The sequence below is a fragment of the Vreelandella subglaciescola genome (assembly GCF_900142895.1).
Lineage (GTDB): Bacteria > Pseudomonadota > Gammaproteobacteria > Pseudomonadales > Halomonadaceae > Vreelandella > Vreelandella subglaciescola.
Genome location: NZ_LT670847.1, coordinates 2,666,101 through 2,683,752 on the forward strand (window position 1 = coordinate 2,666,101; position 17,652 = coordinate 2,683,752).

The window sequence follows — 17,652 nt, forward strand, 5'->3', positions numbered from 1 at the left end:
GCGATGCGTTTAACCTCCATCCGTCTGGCCGGCTTCAAGTCGTTCGTTGATCCGGTCAGCGTGCCGTTTGACGGCAACATGACCGCGATTGTCGGCCCTAACGGCTGCGGCAAGTCCAACATTATCGACGCCGTGCGTTGGGTGATGGGCGAGTCGTCGGCCAAGACCCTGCGCGGCGAATCCATGGCCGACGTCATCTTCAACGGCTCTACCGGGCGCAAGCCGGTGGGCCAAGCGACCATCGAGCTCAAGTTTGATAACCGCGACGGCACCATGGGCGGGATTTACGCCCAGTACGCCGAAATCGCGGTCAAACGTCAGGTGACCCGGGACGGCCAATCGGCCTATTTCTTCAACGGCCAGAAGTGCCGCCGGCGCGATATTGCTGACCTGTTCATGGGCACGGGGCTGGGGCCGCGTTCCTACGCGATTATCGGCCAGGGTATGATCTCGCGGCTGATCGAAGCCCGCCCGGACGATCTGCGCGCCACGCTTGAAGAAGCCGCCGGCATTTCCAAATACAAGGAGCGCCGGCGGGAAACCGAAAACCGCATGCGCCGCACTCAGGAAAACCTCGACCGTCTGGACGATATCCGCGAAGAGCTCGACAAGCAGCTCGAACGGCTAAAGCGCCAGGCCGAAGCCGCCAAACGTTATCAGGCGCTCAAGCAGCAGGAGCACCGCCTCAAGGGCGAGCTGGCGCTGCTGCGCGGCCGCACCCTGCGCGCCGAGCAAGGCCATCAAGAAAGCCGCGTACGCGAGCTGGAGATCGCCGTCGAGAAAGATGTTTTCGGCGTGCGCCAGTGCGAAACCCGGCTGGAACAGGCGCGCGAGCAGCACGATGCGCTGGCTGAGGTGCTCGACCGCCACCAGCAGGCGTTTTACGCCACCACTACCCGCATCGCCCGTCTGGAGCAGGATCAATCCCACCGCAAAAGCCGCCAGGCGCAGCTGGCAAGCGACGTTGACGCCGCCCAGCGCGAGCTCGCGGAACAGCGCCGCTTAAGCGAAGGCGACGCCGCGCGCCTTGAGGCTATCGATGCGCGCCTTGAGATGCTGTTACCTGACATGGAAGCGCTTGAAGAGCAGCTGGAAGCGCTGGAAACCGAGCTGGCTGACGCCGCCCCGCAGCTGGAGAGCGCTGAAGACGCTTGGGCAACGGCCGATGAAAACTGGCGCGATGCCAGCCGCGAGGCCGAACGCGGTCAGGACCAGCTGCGCGATCTGGAGCAGCGTATCGAGCGCCTGCGCCAAGAGCGCGAGCGCCGGCGCGCCCAACGCGGCGACGTTGACGACGTGGCCACGCTGCGCGGGGCGCACGCCGAGCAGCAGGCAGCACTGAGTGAGGCCGAAGCCGAGGCCGAGCGCCTTGCCGCCCAGCGTGAGCACGACCAGCAGCGCTTAAGCGCTGCCCGCCAGACGCTGCAGACGCAAAGCCAATACCGTGAGCAGGCACAGGCCGCGCTCAGTCGTATTGAAGGCGAACAAACCTCGCTGAAAACGCTGATTGACGCGGCTCTTGCTGACCACGACCCGGCGCTTGATCAAGCGCTTGCCGAGCGGGGGCTTTCGCAGGCGCCACGGCTCGGCGAAGCCATCGAGGTAACGCCCGGCTGGGAAGAAGCCGTGTCATGGCTTTTGGCTCCGTGGTTAAGCGCCCGGCTGGTGCCCATCGAGGCGCTTTCCGCGCTGCCTGAGGCGCTCGCCGCCGACTGGTGCCTGCTGGATGACGCCGCCGTCGATGCGCCGGCCGGCACGCTCGCCGCACAGGTATATAGTGCCGGCGCGCTAGGCACCTGGCTGGGTAGTATTCGCTGCGTGGCCACTGCGGAAGAAGCCCAGACGCTGGCGCCGAGCCTTGCGCCAGGCCAAAGCGTACTCAGCTTCGATGGCGTCTGGCAGGCTCCCGGGTTCGTGCGCCAGAAAGCCTCGGGCGAGGGCGTTGATGCGCTGCTGGTTACCCGCCGACGCTACGCCGAGCTTGCCGCTGAACATCGCGTTCAGGAAGAATCACTGGCGCTTGCCCAGGCGCAGCTTGATGAGGCGAGTGAGACGTTGGAAACGCTGGAAAGCGCCCGCGAGGCTCATACCCAGCGCGAGCGCGAACACGCCGCCGCGCTGCAGCAAACGGCGCTGGCCGAGCGCGGCCAGGCTCAGCGTATCGAGCACCTTGAAAGCCGTGCCGCCGAGCTTGACGAAGAGCTTGCACGGCTCGACGAAGACGCCGCCGAGCTGACGCTGACGCTGGAAGAGCAGCGCGCGCGTTGGGGTGGCGCCATGGCGCGGCTGGAGCAGGCATCACTCGGCCGCGAAGACGCCCAGGCCGCGCGCCAGCTGCAGCGCGAACGGCGCGAGCGGCTGGCGCAACAGCAAGCGCCGCTCAAGGCTCGCCAACAGGAGCTGGCCATCGAGCGCGAGCGGTTGAGCGCCGAGCGCGACAGCCTGAATGCCCAACAGGCGCGCAGCGACGAAAGCGAAGAGCGGCTGGCGCTGCGTATCGCCGAGCTTGAAGAAAGCTGTGAAGCGCTGTTCGAGCCCGACGAGATGGCCGTCGAGGAGCTTGAAGAGCTATTGCACCAGCGCGAACAGCAGGAAGGGCGCCTGACCGACACCCGCGATCAGGCGCGCGCGCTTGCCGAGCAGCTGCGCACCGACGAGCTGGCGCGGCAAAATCACGAGCGCACGCTTGAGCAAAGCCGCGAGCAACTGCAGCAGCGGCGTATGGAGGTGCAGGCGCTGTCGTTGAAAGCCGCCACCCAGGACGAGCAGCTTGAAGAGTTGGGGCATAACGCCGAGGAGCTGGGCGAAACGCTGCCCGGCGAGGCCGAAGAAACCCGCTGGCAAACCACGCTTGAGGCCACCACGGATAAAATCCGCCGGCTTGGCGCGATCAACTTGGCCGCTATCGAAGAATACGACCAACAGGCCGAGCGGCGTAACTATCTGGAAGCCCAGCACGCCGAGCTTACCGAGGCGCTAGAAACGCTTGAACGAGCGATCCGGCGGATCGACCAAGAAACTCGGGTGCGCTTCAAAGCGACCTTTGAGGAAGTCGATGCGGGGCTACAGACGCTGTTTCCACGGGTGTTTGGCGGCGGCACGGCTTGGCTTACGCTCACCGGTGACGACCTGCTAGAAACCGGCGTGGCGATCATGGCGCGTCCGCCGGGCAAGAAGAACAGCACCATCCACCTGCTCTCCGGCGGCGAAAAAGCGTTGACGGCGCTGTCGCTGGTGTTCGCCATTTTTCAGCTCAATCCGGCGCCGTTTTGCATGCTCGACGAGGTTGATGCACCGCTGGACGACGCCAACGTAGGGCGCTACGCCAAGCTGGTGAAGGAAATGTCGGAAAGCGTGCAGTTTATCTACATCACCCACAACAAGATTGCCATGGAAGCCGCTGAACGGCTGATGGGGGTCACAATGCAGGAGCCCGGCGTGTCACGGCTGGTGGCCGTGGGCGTAAACGAAGCCGCTGCGTTGGCAGATGCCTAGCCGTGTCGATACGTCTGTTATGATAATACTTTCGTATGGAAGTCGTGGTCACACAGTGATGAGGCTCACCTCTACGTAACGTAATGCGATGGTTAACAGTGGCGCTAAAATGAGGTAAAAATAGTACTAAAAGGTGAAAGTTCGCAAAATCTGGCCCTTTTTATGGCAATCACGCTATGCTTAGAGTAGAAGTTCAGGCGAGATCAATATTTACGCTGGGTTAAAGCCCATCCAAGGCTTATATGAGTTATTGTCAAATCTGGTGTATGGGCATCAGGCAACGTTCCCGTCTGATTGATCCTCCACTGCTTCTCCGTCCTGGAACTCGACGTTGTTAACGACCAGTTCCAGGAGCTGAAATCCCTTAATGCGTTTCCACCGTTTCTGGGCGGTTTGCATCAACTTGAATACCATCGCTAAGGTGGTGTCTCTGGACCCACAGCCCCGGCTTTTCTTCGTCCTTAGCCGCACCGTGGCAAAGGTCGACTCAATCGGGTTGGTGGTGCGCAGATGAATCCAATGCACCGCCGGAAAATCGTAAAAGGCCAGTAACTCCTCCCGATCTTTTTTAAGGCACCCCATGGCCTTCGGGTACTTGTCCTGGAAACGCTTCAGTGCGCTGTCAAACGCCGTGTGGGCGGCGTCCCGGGTCTCGGCCAGGTAGATCTCATGCAAAGCCGACTTGACCTTGGGTTGCAGGGCCTTGGGAAGCTTATCGAGCACATTGGCCGTCTTATGCACCCAGCACCGCTGGTGCCGGGTCTCTGGGTAGGCCTTGGTCAGGGCCTTCCAAAAGCCCAAGGCACCGTCGCCCACAGCCAGCTTCGGGGCGACCCCCAAATGCTGGCTCTTCAGGCTCTCAAGCAGTTCCAGCCAACTCGCCTCGGACTCCCGGTGTCCGTCCTCAACAGCGACCAGTTCCTTGTGGCCATGCTCGGTGACACCGACGATGACCAGCAAGCACAGCTTGTTGTCCATACGCACGTTGCTGTAAACGCCGTCGGCCCACCAGTAGACATAGCGCTTCTGGCTCAGATCCCGGCGCTGCCAAGCCTTGTGCTCGTCCTGCCACCGGGCCTTCAAGCGGGAGACCGTATTGGCGGATAAACCTTTGGCCTGATCGCCCACCAAGGCGCTCAGGGCTTCCTGAAAGTCTCCGGACGAGACGCCTCGCAGGTAGAGCCAGGGGATCAGCTCATCCAGACTCTTGGCCCGCTTCAGGTACGGCGGCAATAACGTGCTATTGAAACGGATGCCGGTCCCGCTGCGGTCCCGGACCTTGGGTACTTGCACTTCGACATCGCCAACACCGGTCTGGACGTGACGCTGAGGCAGGTGGCCATTGCGAACCACAGCCTGACGACCGTCCGGTGCCTTACGATCCGCATACTGCTCAAGCAGCGCTGCCAGCTCGGCATCCACAGCCTCAGCAATTAGCTTGCGGGCCCCATTACGGATCGTTTCGTGCAATAGATCCTGTTCCAACTCTGGTTGTGAAAGAGCGTGCAGGGTAGACTTTGACATGGCGTATCATTCCTCTGTTGGTTGTGATCTGGCGAGATCAACCAACAGGATACGCCACCTCTTCAGCCTGCTTCCATACACCAGAAATCACCATAGCTCGGCTTATATCAAGATCAGGCGAAAACAAGGCAGTTATTACGTCACGCGCATGGCATCCATAGCGCAACCGAATCACCAAACTGCTGCAATCATTTACGGCTGTAAATATACACAGCTTATCACTATAGCGGCGCTTTATTACCGGTTAAAACAATCGGTAAAAGCCACCGGACCAAGCAACCGGCAAACGACCCATGGAAAGTGCGACATGGAACTAAGAGAGTGGCTAATCATATTAGGGCTGGCGTTGGTTTCACTCATCGTCATTGATGGTGTACGCCGGCTCCAGCGTCAGCGCCGCGTCCCGCGTCTGGATCAGGCTGCTCATGCGGCCGGCAGCAGCGATCCCGATGAAGCAGCGCGGGAAGCCGAGCTTGACTGGGAGCTGCCCAACGGCGGCGCCCGGGTAGTCAAGCCTGCCGATTACAGCGCCATGACGGAAAAGCCCAAATTGAAGCGTCGGGAGCCCGAACAGGCCGCCTCATCTCGGGTGCTGTCCGAGTTCCGCCGTTCGGCTTCTTCTCCGGCGCCGCAGACCGCACCCGACGTTACTATGCCGGTATCATCGCCGGTGCCACCATCGGCGCCGCCCTCTGCCGAGACGGCTGCGCATGACGATGTGGAGGAGGAGACGCCAACTCCCGCGTTTGCGATTCGTGCCGATGCAGAAGATGCCCGGGCGCACCAGGTACATTACCGTGCCGAGGCCGAGCCCCGTGAAGCACCGCGCCGCCAGTTGAGCGCCGATATCGTCGGTGAGTACGACGAGGACGAAGACGAGTACCGCCTTGTCGACTTTGAGGGCATGGGGCGTTCGATGAAGAAGCGTCTGGCCAAGCGGCAGAAGGACAAGCAGCACGCCAAACAGCTCAAGCAGCAAGAAAAGGCGCGCCGTGCCGAAGCGCAGGCCAAAGAACAGGCCGAGCGTCAGGCACGTAAACAGCAGGACCAGGAAGACAAGCAGCGCCGCGTGGAAGCACAGCAGGCCGCCGACGCCGAACAGGCGCGCCTGGCCGCAGAACCGCAGCGTCAGGTTGATGCGGAACGCGCGGCTGCCGATGCTGCCGCAGCGGAGGCCTCAGCAGCAGAGGATGCTTTTCAGCCGGACGACTATCAGCCGGAAGAGTGGGAAGACGATGCTCTTCCCGCAGGAGATCCGGTGCTGGAACAAGCGCTGCGCAACGACGTGCCGGGTGGCCCCGCCCGCGATACCCTGACCGATGCCGATGAAATGATCGTGATCAGCGTCCTGTCGCGCGACGAAGAGGGCTTTGACGGCGTCAAGCTATTGCAGCTGTTGATGGCCTGCGGGCTGCGCTATAGCCGCGGTCTGGGTGTTTTCCATCGCTTTGAAACCGAAAGCGAAGACAGCGCGCTACAGTTTTCCATGGTCAACGTGGTCAAGCCCGGCTCTTTCCCGGTGGAAGAAGGCGAGCCCTTTACCAGCCCTGGTATTACGTTTTTGATGCCGCTACCCGGCGGTGAAGACAGCGCCGCGGCCTTTGAAGCCATGGTCGAAACAGCCATGGTGGTGGTTCGCCACATGGGCGGTGAGCTAAAGGATGAAAACCACAGCGTGATGACTGCGCAAACCATCGAATTTGCTCGCCAGCGGGTGCACGAGTTTGAGCGTCGCCACCGCCTGCATCGCCAGCTACAGGCGCAGTAACCCTTGTGCCGCGTTAGCGGCTGACATACAAACACCCGCCCAATGATTGGCGGGTGTTTTTGTTTTATCCTACGGGTTTCACTGAGCGTTTTACCTTCACTGTTTTAACGGACGCATCTTTGCGCTGTTTTGTCGTCTTTTTACCGTCTGAGAACTTGCTGCTATGTGCCAGTCCGATTCATCGTCGCCTTCCACACGCCCGTTGCCCGCCGCCGTGCACGGTGAGGCCCACGCGCTACGTACGGCGCTGGATGAGGCCAACTACCGCTATTACGTGCGCGACGAGCCGACGCTGACCGACGCCGACTACGACCGTCAGCTGCGCCGGCTGCAAACGCTTGAGGAAGAATACCCGGCGCTGGTGACGCCCGACTCGCCAACCCAGCGCGTAGGTGCTCCGCCGTCCGGTGGCTTTCCCGAGCTTGAGCACGCCGTACCCATGCTTTCGCTGGATAACGCGTTCAGCCGCGAGGAAATCGTTGCCTTTGTCGAGCGCGTGGCCGAGCGCCTGGAGTGCAGTGCAGAGGGAATCGCCTTTAGCGGCGAGCCCAAGCTTGACGGCGCGGCGGTGTCGCTGGTGTATGAGCGTGGCGCGTTGGTCAGCGGTGCCACTCGGGGAGACGGGCGCACCGGCGAGGATATTACCTCTAACCTGCGCACGCTGCGCTCGGTGCCGCTTACCCTGCGCGGTGATAACCCGCCTGAGCTTTTGGAAGTGCGCGGCGAAGTCATTATGCGCCACGCCGGATTCGAAAAGCTCAACCTTGATGCCCGTGAGCGTGACACCAAAGTGTTTGCCAGCCCGCGTAACGCCGCCGCCGGCAGCCTGCGCCAGCTTGACCCGCGGGTGACGGCCACCCGCCCGCTGGAGTTTCACGCCTATCAGGCCGCGCGTATCGCGCCCAACCCGGGTGATCTCACCCATAGCGAGCTGATGGCGCGCCTGGCCGGGTTAGGGTTTCGCGTTAGCCGCGAGCTTGAAGTGCTTAAAGGCCCCGACGCGGTCGCCCGCTACTGCGAAGCCTTGGGTGAAACCCGTGACGCGCTGGGCTTTGATATCGACGGCGCGGTAATCAAGGTGGACAACCTGCGCCAGCAGCGCGAATTGGGCTTTGTGGCGCGGGCGCCGCGCTGGGCAACGGCGTATAAATTCCCCGCGCAGGAAGAAATCACCCGCCTTAACGAGGTCGAGTTTCAGGTGGGCCGCACCGGCGCGATTACCCCGGTTGCGCGGCTGGAGCCGGTGACGGTGGCCGGCGTTATCGTCTCCAACGCCACGCTGCACAACGCCGATGAAATTGCGCGTCTGGACGTGCGCATCGGCGACACCGTGACGATTCGGCGTGCCGGCGACGTGATTCCGAAAGTCGTGCGGGTCGATGCTGACAAGCGCCCGGCAAGCGCCCGCGAAATAGTATTTCCCACGCGCTGCCCGGCGTGCGACTCCGAGATCGAACGGCTCGAGGGTGAGGTGGTGGCGCGCTGCTCGGGCGGGCTTTACTGCCCTGCCCAGCGCAAGGAGGCGCTCAAGCATTTTGCCAGCCGCCGCGCGCTGGATATCGACGGGCTGGGCGAAAAACTCATCGAACAGCTGGTGGATAACGGCTGGATCGAGACGCCGGCGGGCCTGTTCGGGCTGGAAGCCGAGCGCTTGCAGACGCTGCCGCGTATGGGCGAGAAATCCGCGCACAATCTGATAGAAGCGCTGGAGAAAGCCAAGGCCACGACGCTTGCGCGGTTTATCTATGCGCTGGGTATTCGCGAGGTGGGCGAGGCGACCGCCGCCAGTCTGGCCGCGCATTTCGGTACGCTAAAGGCGGTTCAGGCGGCCGAACGGGAAGCGCTTGAGGCGGTGAATGACGTTGGGCCGATTGTGGCGGCGCACGTGCACACGTTTTTTCGCCAGCCGCACAATCAGCAGACGCTTGCTGCGCTGCGCGACGCCGGCGTGCACTGGGATGAGCGCGAAGTGATCGCCGGTCCCACGCCGCTTGAAGGGCAAACCTGGGTGCTGACCGGCACGCTCGAAAGCATGACCCGTGATGAAGGCAAGGCGCGGCTGCAGGCGTTGGGCGCCAAGGTAGCCGGCAGCGTGTCGAAGAAAACCGCCTGCGTGGTGGCCGGCGACGCGGCGGGCAGCAAACTGGAAAAAGCCCGGGCGCTGGGCGTCAAGGTGCTGGATGAAGCCGGCTTTATCGCGCAGCTCGCCGAGTGGGAAAACGCAACCGCCGAGGCGCCTAATGATGTGTCGACTGACGAACAATCTAACCACTAGGGAGGCACTGATGAGCCGCTTTATCGAGGTGCCGGCGCGCATGCTGCCGGCGGATACGCTGGACGCGTTGCTGGAAACCTTTGTCACCCGCCAAGGTTACGATACCACCGATACCGGCGCGGGCATGGCCGGCTGGATCAGCGAATTAAAGCAGCAGCTTGAGCGCGGCGAGCTGCTTATCGCCCACGACATTGAGCTTGAGATGACCGAAGTGATGACGCTGGAGCAGTGGCGAAAGTTTGGCCGTGACATCGCCGATGATGAAGAAGAGGGCGATATCTAGGCGTCTTTAGTTGGCGCTGCGTGACAGCGCGCGGATCAGCCGCCGGCCGGGGTGCAGGTGGTCGGCGAGCGGCGCTTCAAGGGGCAGCGGCTCGTCGCAGAGGTGCGAGGCAATCACCTCGGCGCACAGCGGGGCGCTTGAAAACCCGCGCGAGCCGTGGGCGGCGCTGACCCAGAGGCCGGCGTGGTGTTTTCCCGCGGTGGTGAACGTCTGCGAGGCATCCTTGCCCAGCGCAGCGTAGTCCTCGCGCCAGGCCGCGGCGTTGGGTACAGGGCCGGCGTAGGGCGTTTTATCCGGGCTGGCCGCGCGGATCGCCGCTCGGCCGTGCATCTGCTCGGGGCGCAGCTCGGCGCCGGCCTCAACAAGTGCACGGGAAAGCGCGGGCAGCATGTGCTCAAGCTCGGCTAGGTTGTGTGTGTGATCGCGCGGGCATAGGTCGTCCTCGGCGCAGTCGGGCACAAAGCTCGCGCCCACGGTCAGCACGCCGTCAAGCGCCGGCGGCGCGTAGCCGCCGGCGCACACCACGCGCTCGGGGCCGGTCACGCCGTCGGGCAGGGGTATTTCACTGACCTGCCCGCGCACCGGCTGCAGCGGCAGCGCTTGGGTTTGGGCGAAGCGGTTGGCCAGCTGCGCACTGGCAATCACCACCTGGTCAGCGCTGATCGCGGTGCCGTCGGCAAGCGCTACCCGCCAGCCATCTCCATCTTCGTCGCGTTCCAGCGTGCTGACCTCGCCCAGCGTCAACGTAATGCCGGGCTGCGCGAGTAAGTGTTCACACAGCGCGGCGGGGCGCACCCAGCCCGCCTGTGGATAAAACAGCCCCTGCGCGGCGGCTATCTCAACGCCTGCCTCTCTGTTCAGCGCGGTGTGATCCAGCCCGCGAACCAACTCATCCGGCAGCGGGTGATGCTCGCCAAAGCGCCGCTGGCGGGCGGCTTCTTTTTCGCTCAGGGCGAGCTGCACCACGCCGCTGGGCTGCCACAGCCGGTGTTCGGGGTCGAGGGCGTCCAGCAGGCGGCGGCTGTACATCAGCCCGGCCAGATAAAAGCGGCTTTGATTGTTGGTATCGGCGGCGAGCTTGACGTAAAGCGCGCCCTGCCGATTGCCCGAGCCGCCCGCCGCCGGCGCGGTTTTTTCCACCACGGTCACCGTCACGCCGCGCCGCGCCAAGGCGGCGGCCACGCTTGCCCCTGCAATACCGGCGCCAATCACGACGACGTGGCGCGCGGGCTTTGCCGCCGGTGGCGTAAACCACGGCGTGCTCTGGCGGCGGGTATCGTCGGGCGGCGTGTCGATATGGCCGGCGAGCATTTCGCGCTTGCGTCCGAATCCCGGCACTTTTTGCCAGCTAAACCCCGCGGCTTTCAGCCCGCGCTTGACCACGCCGGCGCAGGTAAAGGTGGCAAAGGTGGCGCCGGGGCGTGAGCGCGTGGCCATGGCCGAAAACAGATCGGGCTGCCACATCTGTGGATTCTTTGACGGCGCAAAGCCGTCGAGAAACCAGGCGTCTACCTTGCCGTCCAGCAGTGACAATCGCTCGGTGGTATCGCCAAAGTGCAAGTCCAGCGTTACACGCGGGCCAAGCAATAGCCGGTGAACGCCGGCCACGGCGTCGGGCCACTGCTGGCACAGCGTGCGCGCATAGTCGGCGAGCGCCGGCCAGGCGCTTAGCGCCCGGGCAAGGCTTTCGCGCGCCAGCGGATACTTTTCGGTAGAGACCAGATGCAGCCGGGCGCCGGGCGGGGCGTGGCGTTCAAAGCACGCCCAGGCGCAGAGCATGTTCAAGCCAGTGCCAAAGCCGGTTTCGCCGATCACGAAGGCGCGCGGCGCTTGCCAGGCGGCGAAGCGCTCGGGCAGTCGGTTGGCGTCGAGAAACACGTGCTCGGTTTCCGCGCGCCCGTCCTGACGAGAAAAGTACACGTCTTCAAAGGCTTGGGAATGCGGCGCGCCGTTTTCCCAACTTAGCGCCGGGCGCGTTAGTTCGGCCAGTGCGGGCAGGGGAGGAAAGCGCGATTCGCCGTTTGCGTGGGTCACGAGAGCGTCCGCCGTGGTTAAAAAATGATCAATGTGCCGAGCCGTGCGGCACTTCTGGCTTAGCGCAATGCGTCCGCCGGGTTTTCACAGAGTTTTCCACAGGCTTTGTGAGGAACTTTTATGACCGCATGCCGTGAAAACCCTTGGCGAGAAACGCGGGCTGTTCAGGGCAGCACTTTTTTGAACGGCTTGACCACCACCTGGGCGTAGACGCCGGCAATGACGTAAGGGTCGGCGTCGGCCCAGGCTTGAGCGGCATCGAGGCTTTGAAACTCGGCGACCACGAGGCTGCCGCTAAAGCCCGCCTCGCCGGGGTTGTCGGCGTCGATGGCCGGATGCGGGCCGGCAAGGATCAACCGGCCGTCGTCGCGCAGGGCTTCCAGGCGAGCAAGGTGGTCGGGGCGAGCGGCCAGACGGCGTTCAAGGCTGTCGGCAACGTCTTCGCTGATAATGGCATAAAGCATGGGGTAACTCCGCGGGGTGAAAGGGCTGGCGGTGGATAAGTGTGTAATTGACCACGCTGGTGCAAGCACGCACTATGGCTAAACATTCGCCATGAGGGCGATATATTTTGACAAATTCCCCACGCGGCGTCATGTCCATGTTTTCAAGAACGTCTTCACAAGCGTCTTCAAGAACGGCTTCACGAACCCTGTTTCCACCGCGCGGTACGTTGGATGCCGACCAGCACTATTCGCTGGATTTTCATATGCATTCCACAGCGTCGGACGGCGCGCTCTCACCCACCGAGTTGGTGGCGCTGTGCGCCGAGCGCGGGCTGAGCCATATGGCCCTGACCGATCACGACACTATGGACGGCGTTTCCGAGGCGGCGGCGGCGGCGCGCGAGGCGGGCATTGAGCTGATGCCGGGCTGCGAAATTTCGACCCGCTGGCGGGGCATCGGCATTCACGTGGTGGCGCTGATGCCCGATGGCGCCACCGGCCCGCTGGCCGAAGGGTTGGTGCGCCAGCGCCAGGCGCGCATTGAACGCGCCGAGGTCATCGCCGAGCGGCTGGAAAAAGTCGGCCTGAATGACGCCTTGGCCAAGGCGCGGGCGCAGGCGGGCAGTGAGCGCCCGCTGGGGCGGCCGGACTTTGCCCGGGCGCTGGTCGCCGACGGCGTGGTGAAAGACTTTGCTGATGCGTTCAAGCGCTATCTGGGCAGCGGCAAAAAGGGCGATGTCAAAGCCCAGTGGCCGGAAATTGGCGAAGCGGTCGGCTGGATCGTGGACGCCGGCGGCGTGGCGGTGGTGGCGCATCCGTTGCGCTACGCCCTGACGCGGCGCAAGCGCGGCCAGCTGCTGGATACGTTTGTCGAGGCCGGCGGCCAGGCGGTGGAACTGGTTAACGGTCAGCAAAACGCCGATACCACCCGCGATCTGGCGCGCCAGCTGGTCGAGCGCGGCCTTTATGCTTCCCTCGGCAGCGATTTTCATTTTCCCGGCAGCCATGCCGCGCCGGGCAGCATGAGCGTCGTGCCGCGCACCGGTGCGCCGCCTATCTGGCAGCACCCGCGCCTGCGTCTGCTTACTTCCTGATTCCACGAGCCCTTACAGAAAATCACGTCCCAAGGAGATGCGACGATGAGCCAGTTCTTTCAGATTCATCCGGAAAATCCGCAGAAGCGCCTGATCGATCAGGCCGTAGACATTGTCCGCAAAGGCGGTGTGATCGCGTATCCGACGGATTCGGGCTACGCCCTGGGTTGCCATCTGGGTGAGAAGAAAGCCGTTGAAAAAATTAAATGGCTGCGTTCGCTGGATAACAAGCATAACTTTACCCTGGTGTGCTCGGATCTCTCTGAAATTGGCACCTACGCCAAGGTAGATAACGCCGAATTCCGGCTGCTCAAGGCGCATACGCCGGGACCCTATACTTACATCCTGACGGCAACCAACGAAGTGCCGCGCCTGCTTTTGCACCCCAAGCGCCGCTCCATTGGCGTGCGCGTGCCTGACCACCGGATCACCCACGCACTGCTGAGCGCACTGGGTCAGCCGCTGATGAGCGTGACGCTGATTCCCGTGGGGGAAACGCTGCCGATGACCGACGCCGAAGAAATTCGTGAGCGCTTTAGCGCGCATTTGGATCTCATCATCGACGGCGGCGCCTGCCATCTGGAACCGACCAGCGTGATCGATCTGCGCGAGATGCCGCCGGTCATCGTGCGTGAAGGGCGCGGCGATATTACGCCGTTTGTAGAGGCGTGATGGCCGCCGTCTCTGCGACGGCGGATGACGATACGCCCCGGGATTAGTCTTGGGGCGTATTTTTATGGCTGCTATCTGCCTGAGCCAGGCGCGGGTCTTCGCTGTTTTCATCAAGCCAAGTGCCGCATAGCAAGCAGTAGAGGGCGCGTTTTTCGTGGCGGTCGTGGCCGCAGCCGGGGCAGGCTTCGTCCGAGTAGCGGTCGGCGCGAATCGAGCGGATCACCTGGGCGGAGAACACCCCGGTAGGCACGGCGATGATCGAATAGCCCAGCAGCATCAGCAGCATGGTAATGGCCTGGCCCAGCGGCGTGATAGGCACGATATCACCGTAGCCCACCGTGGTCATGCTGACAATCGCCCAGTAAATCGAACGGGGAATGCTGGTAAAGCCCGCCGACGCCGGCTCGATGGTGTACATCAGCGCGGCAAACAGCGTGACGATCATCAGGATGCTCAAGAAAAACAGGAGTATCTGACGCATGCTGCGATTTACGGCGTCGAGCAGCAGCCGCGCTTCGCCGACAAACTCCATCAGCCGCAGAATACGGAAAATCCGCAGTACTCGCAGCAGGCGGATAATCACCAGCCCCTGAGTGCCGGGGATAAACAGCACCAGCCACGCGGGCAGTATCGCCAGCACATCGACGACGCCGTAAAAGCTTTTGAGATACAGCGAAGGGCGCTCAAGGCAGTAAATGCGCGCGGCAAGTTCTAAGGTGAAAAGGACGGTAAAGACCCATTCAAGATAGTTGAATACGTCACCAAAACGCTGGTGATAGGCAGCAACGCTGTCGAGCAGAATGGTTGCCGTACCGAGCAGGATCGCCGCGATCAGGGCGATATCAAAGCCTTTGGCGACGGGCGTGTCGGATTCAAAAATAATATGAAAGATGCGCGCACGCAGGCCTTCCGAACCGGGCGTTAAGCTCATAGTGCTTCCCTGGCAGGCAATAAGCGAAGTAAGGCGGTGTTCTTGATCCGCTAGCCTAGCGCAGCGGCACGCGCTGGGCTAGGTGCCGGGCAAGCGTCAGCGCGGCCTGACCAAAGGCCGTGTTTGGCTGGACGTCGCTGCCAAGCTCGTTGACCAGCGCGAGGGCCAGGCTCTGTTCGCGTGCCGGCAGATCGGGGTGCTCTGCCAAGCATGCCAACGCGCTCTGCGCGGCGTACAGAAAAACGGCCTGGCCGCTGTCGTGAAAGGCGTCTAGCGCGAGGGTGGCGCGGTGGAACCATTCGCCGGGCGTTTGCGCGTCGGGTAGCGGCCAGTGGCCGTTGCTCAGCGCATTGCCCCGGGCGGCTTTACTGCTGCCAGACGGGCGCAGCGCCACGCTTTCGGCAAGCAAGTCGGCCAGCTCCCAGAGCGCATCGGGCGCGCCGGCTTTGAGTTCAAGCTCCAGCTCGCGGATGGGCGCGCGCGCCTGCCCACAAATGACCTCACCTTCATCCAGCGCCACTTCAATCACGCTTTGGCGGTAGGTTATTTCAAAGCGCCGACGGGTGAAGTCGGTGCGTAACTGCACGGCAAGCCGCGTTAGTGTTTCACGGCCCAGCGCTCGCATCGGAGGGAGGTCGGCAAGCCCCGCTAGATCAAGCCCTGAGGCGTCGAGCTTTGCTGATGCCACTTCCCATTCCCACTCGTTGCGCGTGGAAATCCCGCCGCCGCCGTGCCCGGCGGTTTTCAGAGTTTGCAGCGTAAGGCCATCCACCTGGCGCAGCCGCAGGGCAATGCGCGCGGCGGCAAGCGTGCCCTCGGGGGTGTCAAAGTAGGCGTTGGCAAGGGTTTGCTTTGCCGATGCGTGGGCGGCCAAGCGGGGATGGGCAATGAGCTGGGCAGGGCTTTCGGGGGCGAGCGCGAGCTTGAGCTCGATTTCCTGCGGCGCCGGCTCGGCCGCTTTGGCGTTAGGGCGTGAAACAGAGCTTGGCATGGCGCGTGCTACCTCTTGGTATGTCGATGATCCCATATGACAATGGGGTGAAACTTTTATGACTTTATGAACTTTTTGTGACGGCGGCCAGGCCAGTCTCTATACTGGCGCCGCCAATTCCGGGCTTTCCGACAACAGGCTTAAAGGCTTTATGGTTACCTCGAATCCTTTCTCTTCAATGTTTGGCCGCTCGCCATTCCAGCCGCTGCTGGCACATATCGTCAAGGCTAATGAATGTGCCGACCAGCTACTGCCGTTCTTTGAGGCGTCCCTTGAGAATGACTGGGAAAGCGCGGCCAAACTGCGCGAGAACGTCACGCGCCTTGAGCACGAAGCCGACGAGCTCAAGACCGAGCTGCGCCTCAATCTACCTAACACCATGTTTTTGCCCGTGTCGCGTTCGGATCTGCTGGATCTGATCAGCGTGCAAGACAAGATTGCCAACAAGGTGCGCGACATTACCGGCATCATGGTCGGACGTAAAATGCAGGTGCCGGCCTCCCTTGCCGGCCCCATGCGTGACTATATCCGCACCAGCGTGAAGTGCGTGGCGCAGGCGCGCCAGGCGCTTGAGGAGCTGCAGGACCTGCTGGACTCCGCCTTTGGCCGCAACGTCGCTGACGTGATGCAGAACATGATTCGTGAACTGCATGTGCTGGAGCACCAGACCGACAGCCAGCAGGTGGCGATTCGCCGTCAGCTGTTTGCGCTGGAAGAAGAGCTTCCGCCGGTGGATGTGATCTTTTTGTACAAGATCATCGACGGTATTGGCGAGCTGTCTGACCGCGCCGAGCGCGTGGGTAGCCGTCTGCAGATTCTCACCGCGCACTAAGGGGGCAGTATGCAGGTTATTGCACAGCACGGCGACGTTCTCATCTTTCTGGCCTGCGCGTTCGGTTTTTTCATGGCCTGGGGCGTGGGCGCCAACGACGTGGCCAATGCCATGGGCACCTCGGTGGGCTCCCGGGCGATTACCATCAAGCAGGCCATCATCATTGCGGTGGTGTTCGAGTTTCTGGGCGCCTGGCTTGCCGGGGGCGAGGTCACCGATACGATCCGCAAGGGCATTATTGACCCTGAGCTTCTGCAGGATGACCCGCAACTACTGGTGTACGGCATGCTTGCCGCCTTGCTGGCGGCGGGCACTTGGCTGCTTCTCGCTTCGCTCAAGGGCTGGCCGGTATCGACCACCCACTCGATCGTCGGCGCGATTGTCGGCTTTGCCGTGGCCGGGCTGGGCGCATCAACGGTGGACTGGGGCGTGGTGGGCACTATCGCGGCAAGCTGGATTGTCTCGCCGCTGCTGGCCGGTACGGTGGGCTTTGTGCTGTTCAAGTCGGTCCATCTGCTGATTTTTGAAGACCGCGACCCGCTCGCCGCGGCTAAGCGCTATGTGCCGTTTTACATGTTTATGGTCGGCTTTATCGTGTCGATGGTCACCATGACCAAAGGGCTCAAGCACGTGGGGCTACACATCAGCTTTGTGCAAAGCCTGGGGCTTTCGGTGCTGGTGGGGCTTGTTATCACCGGTATCGGGATCATGCTTGAACGGCGCGTCAAGTACGTGCATTCACACGAAGACCAGTTTGGCTATGCCAACGTCGAGCGCGTGTTTGGCGTGCTGATGTTGTTCACCGCCTGCGCCATGGCCTTTGCCCACGGCTCCAACGACGTGGCTAACGCAGTGGGCCCGCTGGCCGCGGTGATCAGCGTGGTGCAAAACGGCGGCGAGATCGGCGGTGCTGCGCTGGTGCCCTGGTGGGTGCTGGTGCTGGGTGGCGCCGGTATCGTGGTGGGGCTGGTGACCTACGGCCATAAGGTGATTGCCACCGTGGGCACGCGCATCACCGAGCTGACGCCGAGCCGCGGCTTTGCTGCTACGCTGGCAGCGGCTACTACCGTGGTGCTGGCCTCGGGCACGGGGCTGCCGATTTCGACCACGCAGACGCTGGTCGGCGCGGTGTTGGGCGTGGGGCTTGCTCGTGGGATGACCGCGCTCAACCTGCGCGTGATTGGCACCATTGCAGTGTCGTGGCTGATTACCTTGCCCGCTGGCGCCGGGCTTTCCATTCTGTTCTTCTTTATGTTGAAAGGGATGTTTGGCGCCTAAGCCGACCCCCTGATGTAATGACTGCTGCT

At 62.6% G+C, this 17,652-nt stretch carries 13 protein-coding genes; 8 read left to right on the forward strand and 5 right to left on the reverse strand.

What is annotated here, in order from left to right; genetic code table 11:
* The first annotated feature begins 3 nt into the window (after window positions 1-3).
* The gene (smc, locus tag B5495_RS12440; RefSeq protein WP_079554182.1) at window positions 4-3,495 is read left to right on the forward strand and encodes a chromosome segregation protein SMC; all 3,492 of its coding nucleotides are present in this window, start codon (window positions 4-6) and stop codon (window positions 3,493-3,495) included.
* Between the two features lie 273 nt (window positions 3,496-3,768).
* Here smc and B5495_RS12445 read toward each other — a convergent pair whose 3' ends face one another.
* Window positions 3,769-5,019 (reverse strand): IS256 family transposase, encoded by a 1,251-nt coding sequence (locus tag B5495_RS12445; RefSeq protein ID WP_079551404.1) that lies wholly within the window; start codon window positions 5,017-5,019, stop codon window positions 3,769-3,771.
* A 307-nt stretch (window positions 5,020-5,326) separates the two neighbouring features.
* On the opposite strand from B5495_RS12445, the gene B5495_RS12450 reads away from it, so the two are divergent.
* The 3 genes from B5495_RS12450 to B5495_RS12460 all read left to right on the forward strand — a co-directional run bounded on the left by B5495_RS12450 (window position 5,327) and on the right by B5495_RS12460 (window position 9,345).
* Complete coding sequence (locus B5495_RS12450; protein WP_079554183.1) at window positions 5,327-6,787, forward strand: cell division protein ZipA; 1,461 nt, start codon at window positions 5,327-5,329, stop codon at window positions 6,785-6,787.
* A gap of 163 nt (window positions 6,788-6,950) precedes the next feature.
* Window positions 6,951-9,062 carry an NAD-dependent DNA ligase LigA gene (ligA, locus tag B5495_RS12455; protein ID WP_079554185.1) on the forward strand — a complete coding sequence of 704 codons (2,112 nt, stop codon included), beginning with the start codon at window positions 6,951-6,953 and terminating at the stop codon, window positions 9,060-9,062.
* A 10-nt stretch (window positions 9,063-9,072) separates the two neighbouring features.
* Window positions 9,073-9,345, forward strand: a complete 273-nt coding sequence (locus tag B5495_RS12460; protein ID WP_079554187.1) for a YheU family protein — start codon at window positions 9,073-9,075, stop codon at window positions 9,343-9,345.
* A 6-nt stretch (window positions 9,346-9,351) separates the two neighbouring features.
* On the opposite strand, the gene mnmC is transcribed toward B5495_RS12460, so the two are convergent.
* The gene (gene mnmC / locus B5495_RS12465; protein ID WP_079554189.1) at window positions 9,352-11,379 is read right to left on the reverse strand and encodes a bifunctional tRNA (5-methylaminomethyl-2-thiouridine)(34)-methyltransferase MnmC2/FAD-dependent 5-carboxymethylaminomethyl-2-thiouridine(34) oxidoreductase MnmC1; all 2,028 of its coding nucleotides are present in this window, start codon (window positions 11,377-11,379) and stop codon (window positions 9,352-9,354) included.
* Between the two features lie 164 nt (window positions 11,380-11,543).
* Entirely contained in the window at window positions 11,544-11,843 is a 300-nt protein-coding gene (locus B5495_RS12470) for a YciI family protein (RefSeq protein ID WP_079554191.1), read from the reverse strand.
* A gap of 245 nt (window positions 11,844-12,088) precedes the next feature.
* Here B5495_RS12470 and B5495_RS12475 point away from each other — a divergent pair, with 245 nt between their 5' ends.
* Complete coding sequence (locus tag B5495_RS12475; RefSeq protein WP_231897187.1) at window positions 12,089-12,919, forward strand: PHP domain-containing protein; 831 nt, start codon at window positions 12,089-12,091, stop codon at window positions 12,917-12,919.
* Window positions 12,920-12,964: 45 nt separating this feature from the next.
* Window positions 12,965-13,591: an L-threonylcarbamoyladenylate synthase gene (locus B5495_RS12480; protein WP_079554193.1), complete on the forward strand. Its 627-nt coding sequence runs from the start codon at window positions 12,965-12,967 to the stop codon at window positions 13,589-13,591.
* A gap of 43 nt (window positions 13,592-13,634) precedes the next feature.
* Here the strand turns inward: B5495_RS12480 and B5495_RS12485 are convergent, their stop codons facing one another.
* Both B5495_RS12485 and B5495_RS12490 read right to left on the reverse strand, forming a co-directional pair.
* Window positions 13,635-14,522 carry an ion transporter gene (locus B5495_RS12485; protein WP_079554195.1) on the reverse strand — a complete coding sequence of 296 codons (888 nt, stop codon included), beginning with the start codon at window positions 14,520-14,522 and terminating at the stop codon, window positions 13,635-13,637.
* Window positions 14,523-14,577: 55 nt separating this feature from the next.
* The gene (locus tag B5495_RS12490; protein WP_079554197.1) at window positions 14,578-15,513 is read right to left on the reverse strand and encodes a CYTH domain-containing protein; all 936 of its coding nucleotides are present in this window, start codon (window positions 15,511-15,513) and stop codon (window positions 14,578-14,580) included.
* Between the two features lie 151 nt (window positions 15,514-15,664).
* Here B5495_RS12490 and B5495_RS12495 point away from each other — a divergent pair, with 151 nt between their 5' ends.
* Window positions 15,665-16,345, forward strand: coding sequence for a TIGR00153 family protein (locus tag B5495_RS12495; protein WP_079554199.1), 681 nt, complete (start codon window positions 15,665-15,667; stop codon window positions 16,343-16,345).
* 9 nt (window positions 16,346-16,354) lie between these two features.
* Window positions 16,355-17,623 carry an inorganic phosphate transporter gene (locus B5495_RS12500; RefSeq protein ID WP_079554201.1) on the forward strand — a complete coding sequence of 423 codons (1,269 nt, stop codon included), beginning with the start codon at window positions 16,355-16,357 and terminating at the stop codon, window positions 17,621-17,623.
* Window positions 17,624-17,652 lie beyond the last annotated feature (29 nt).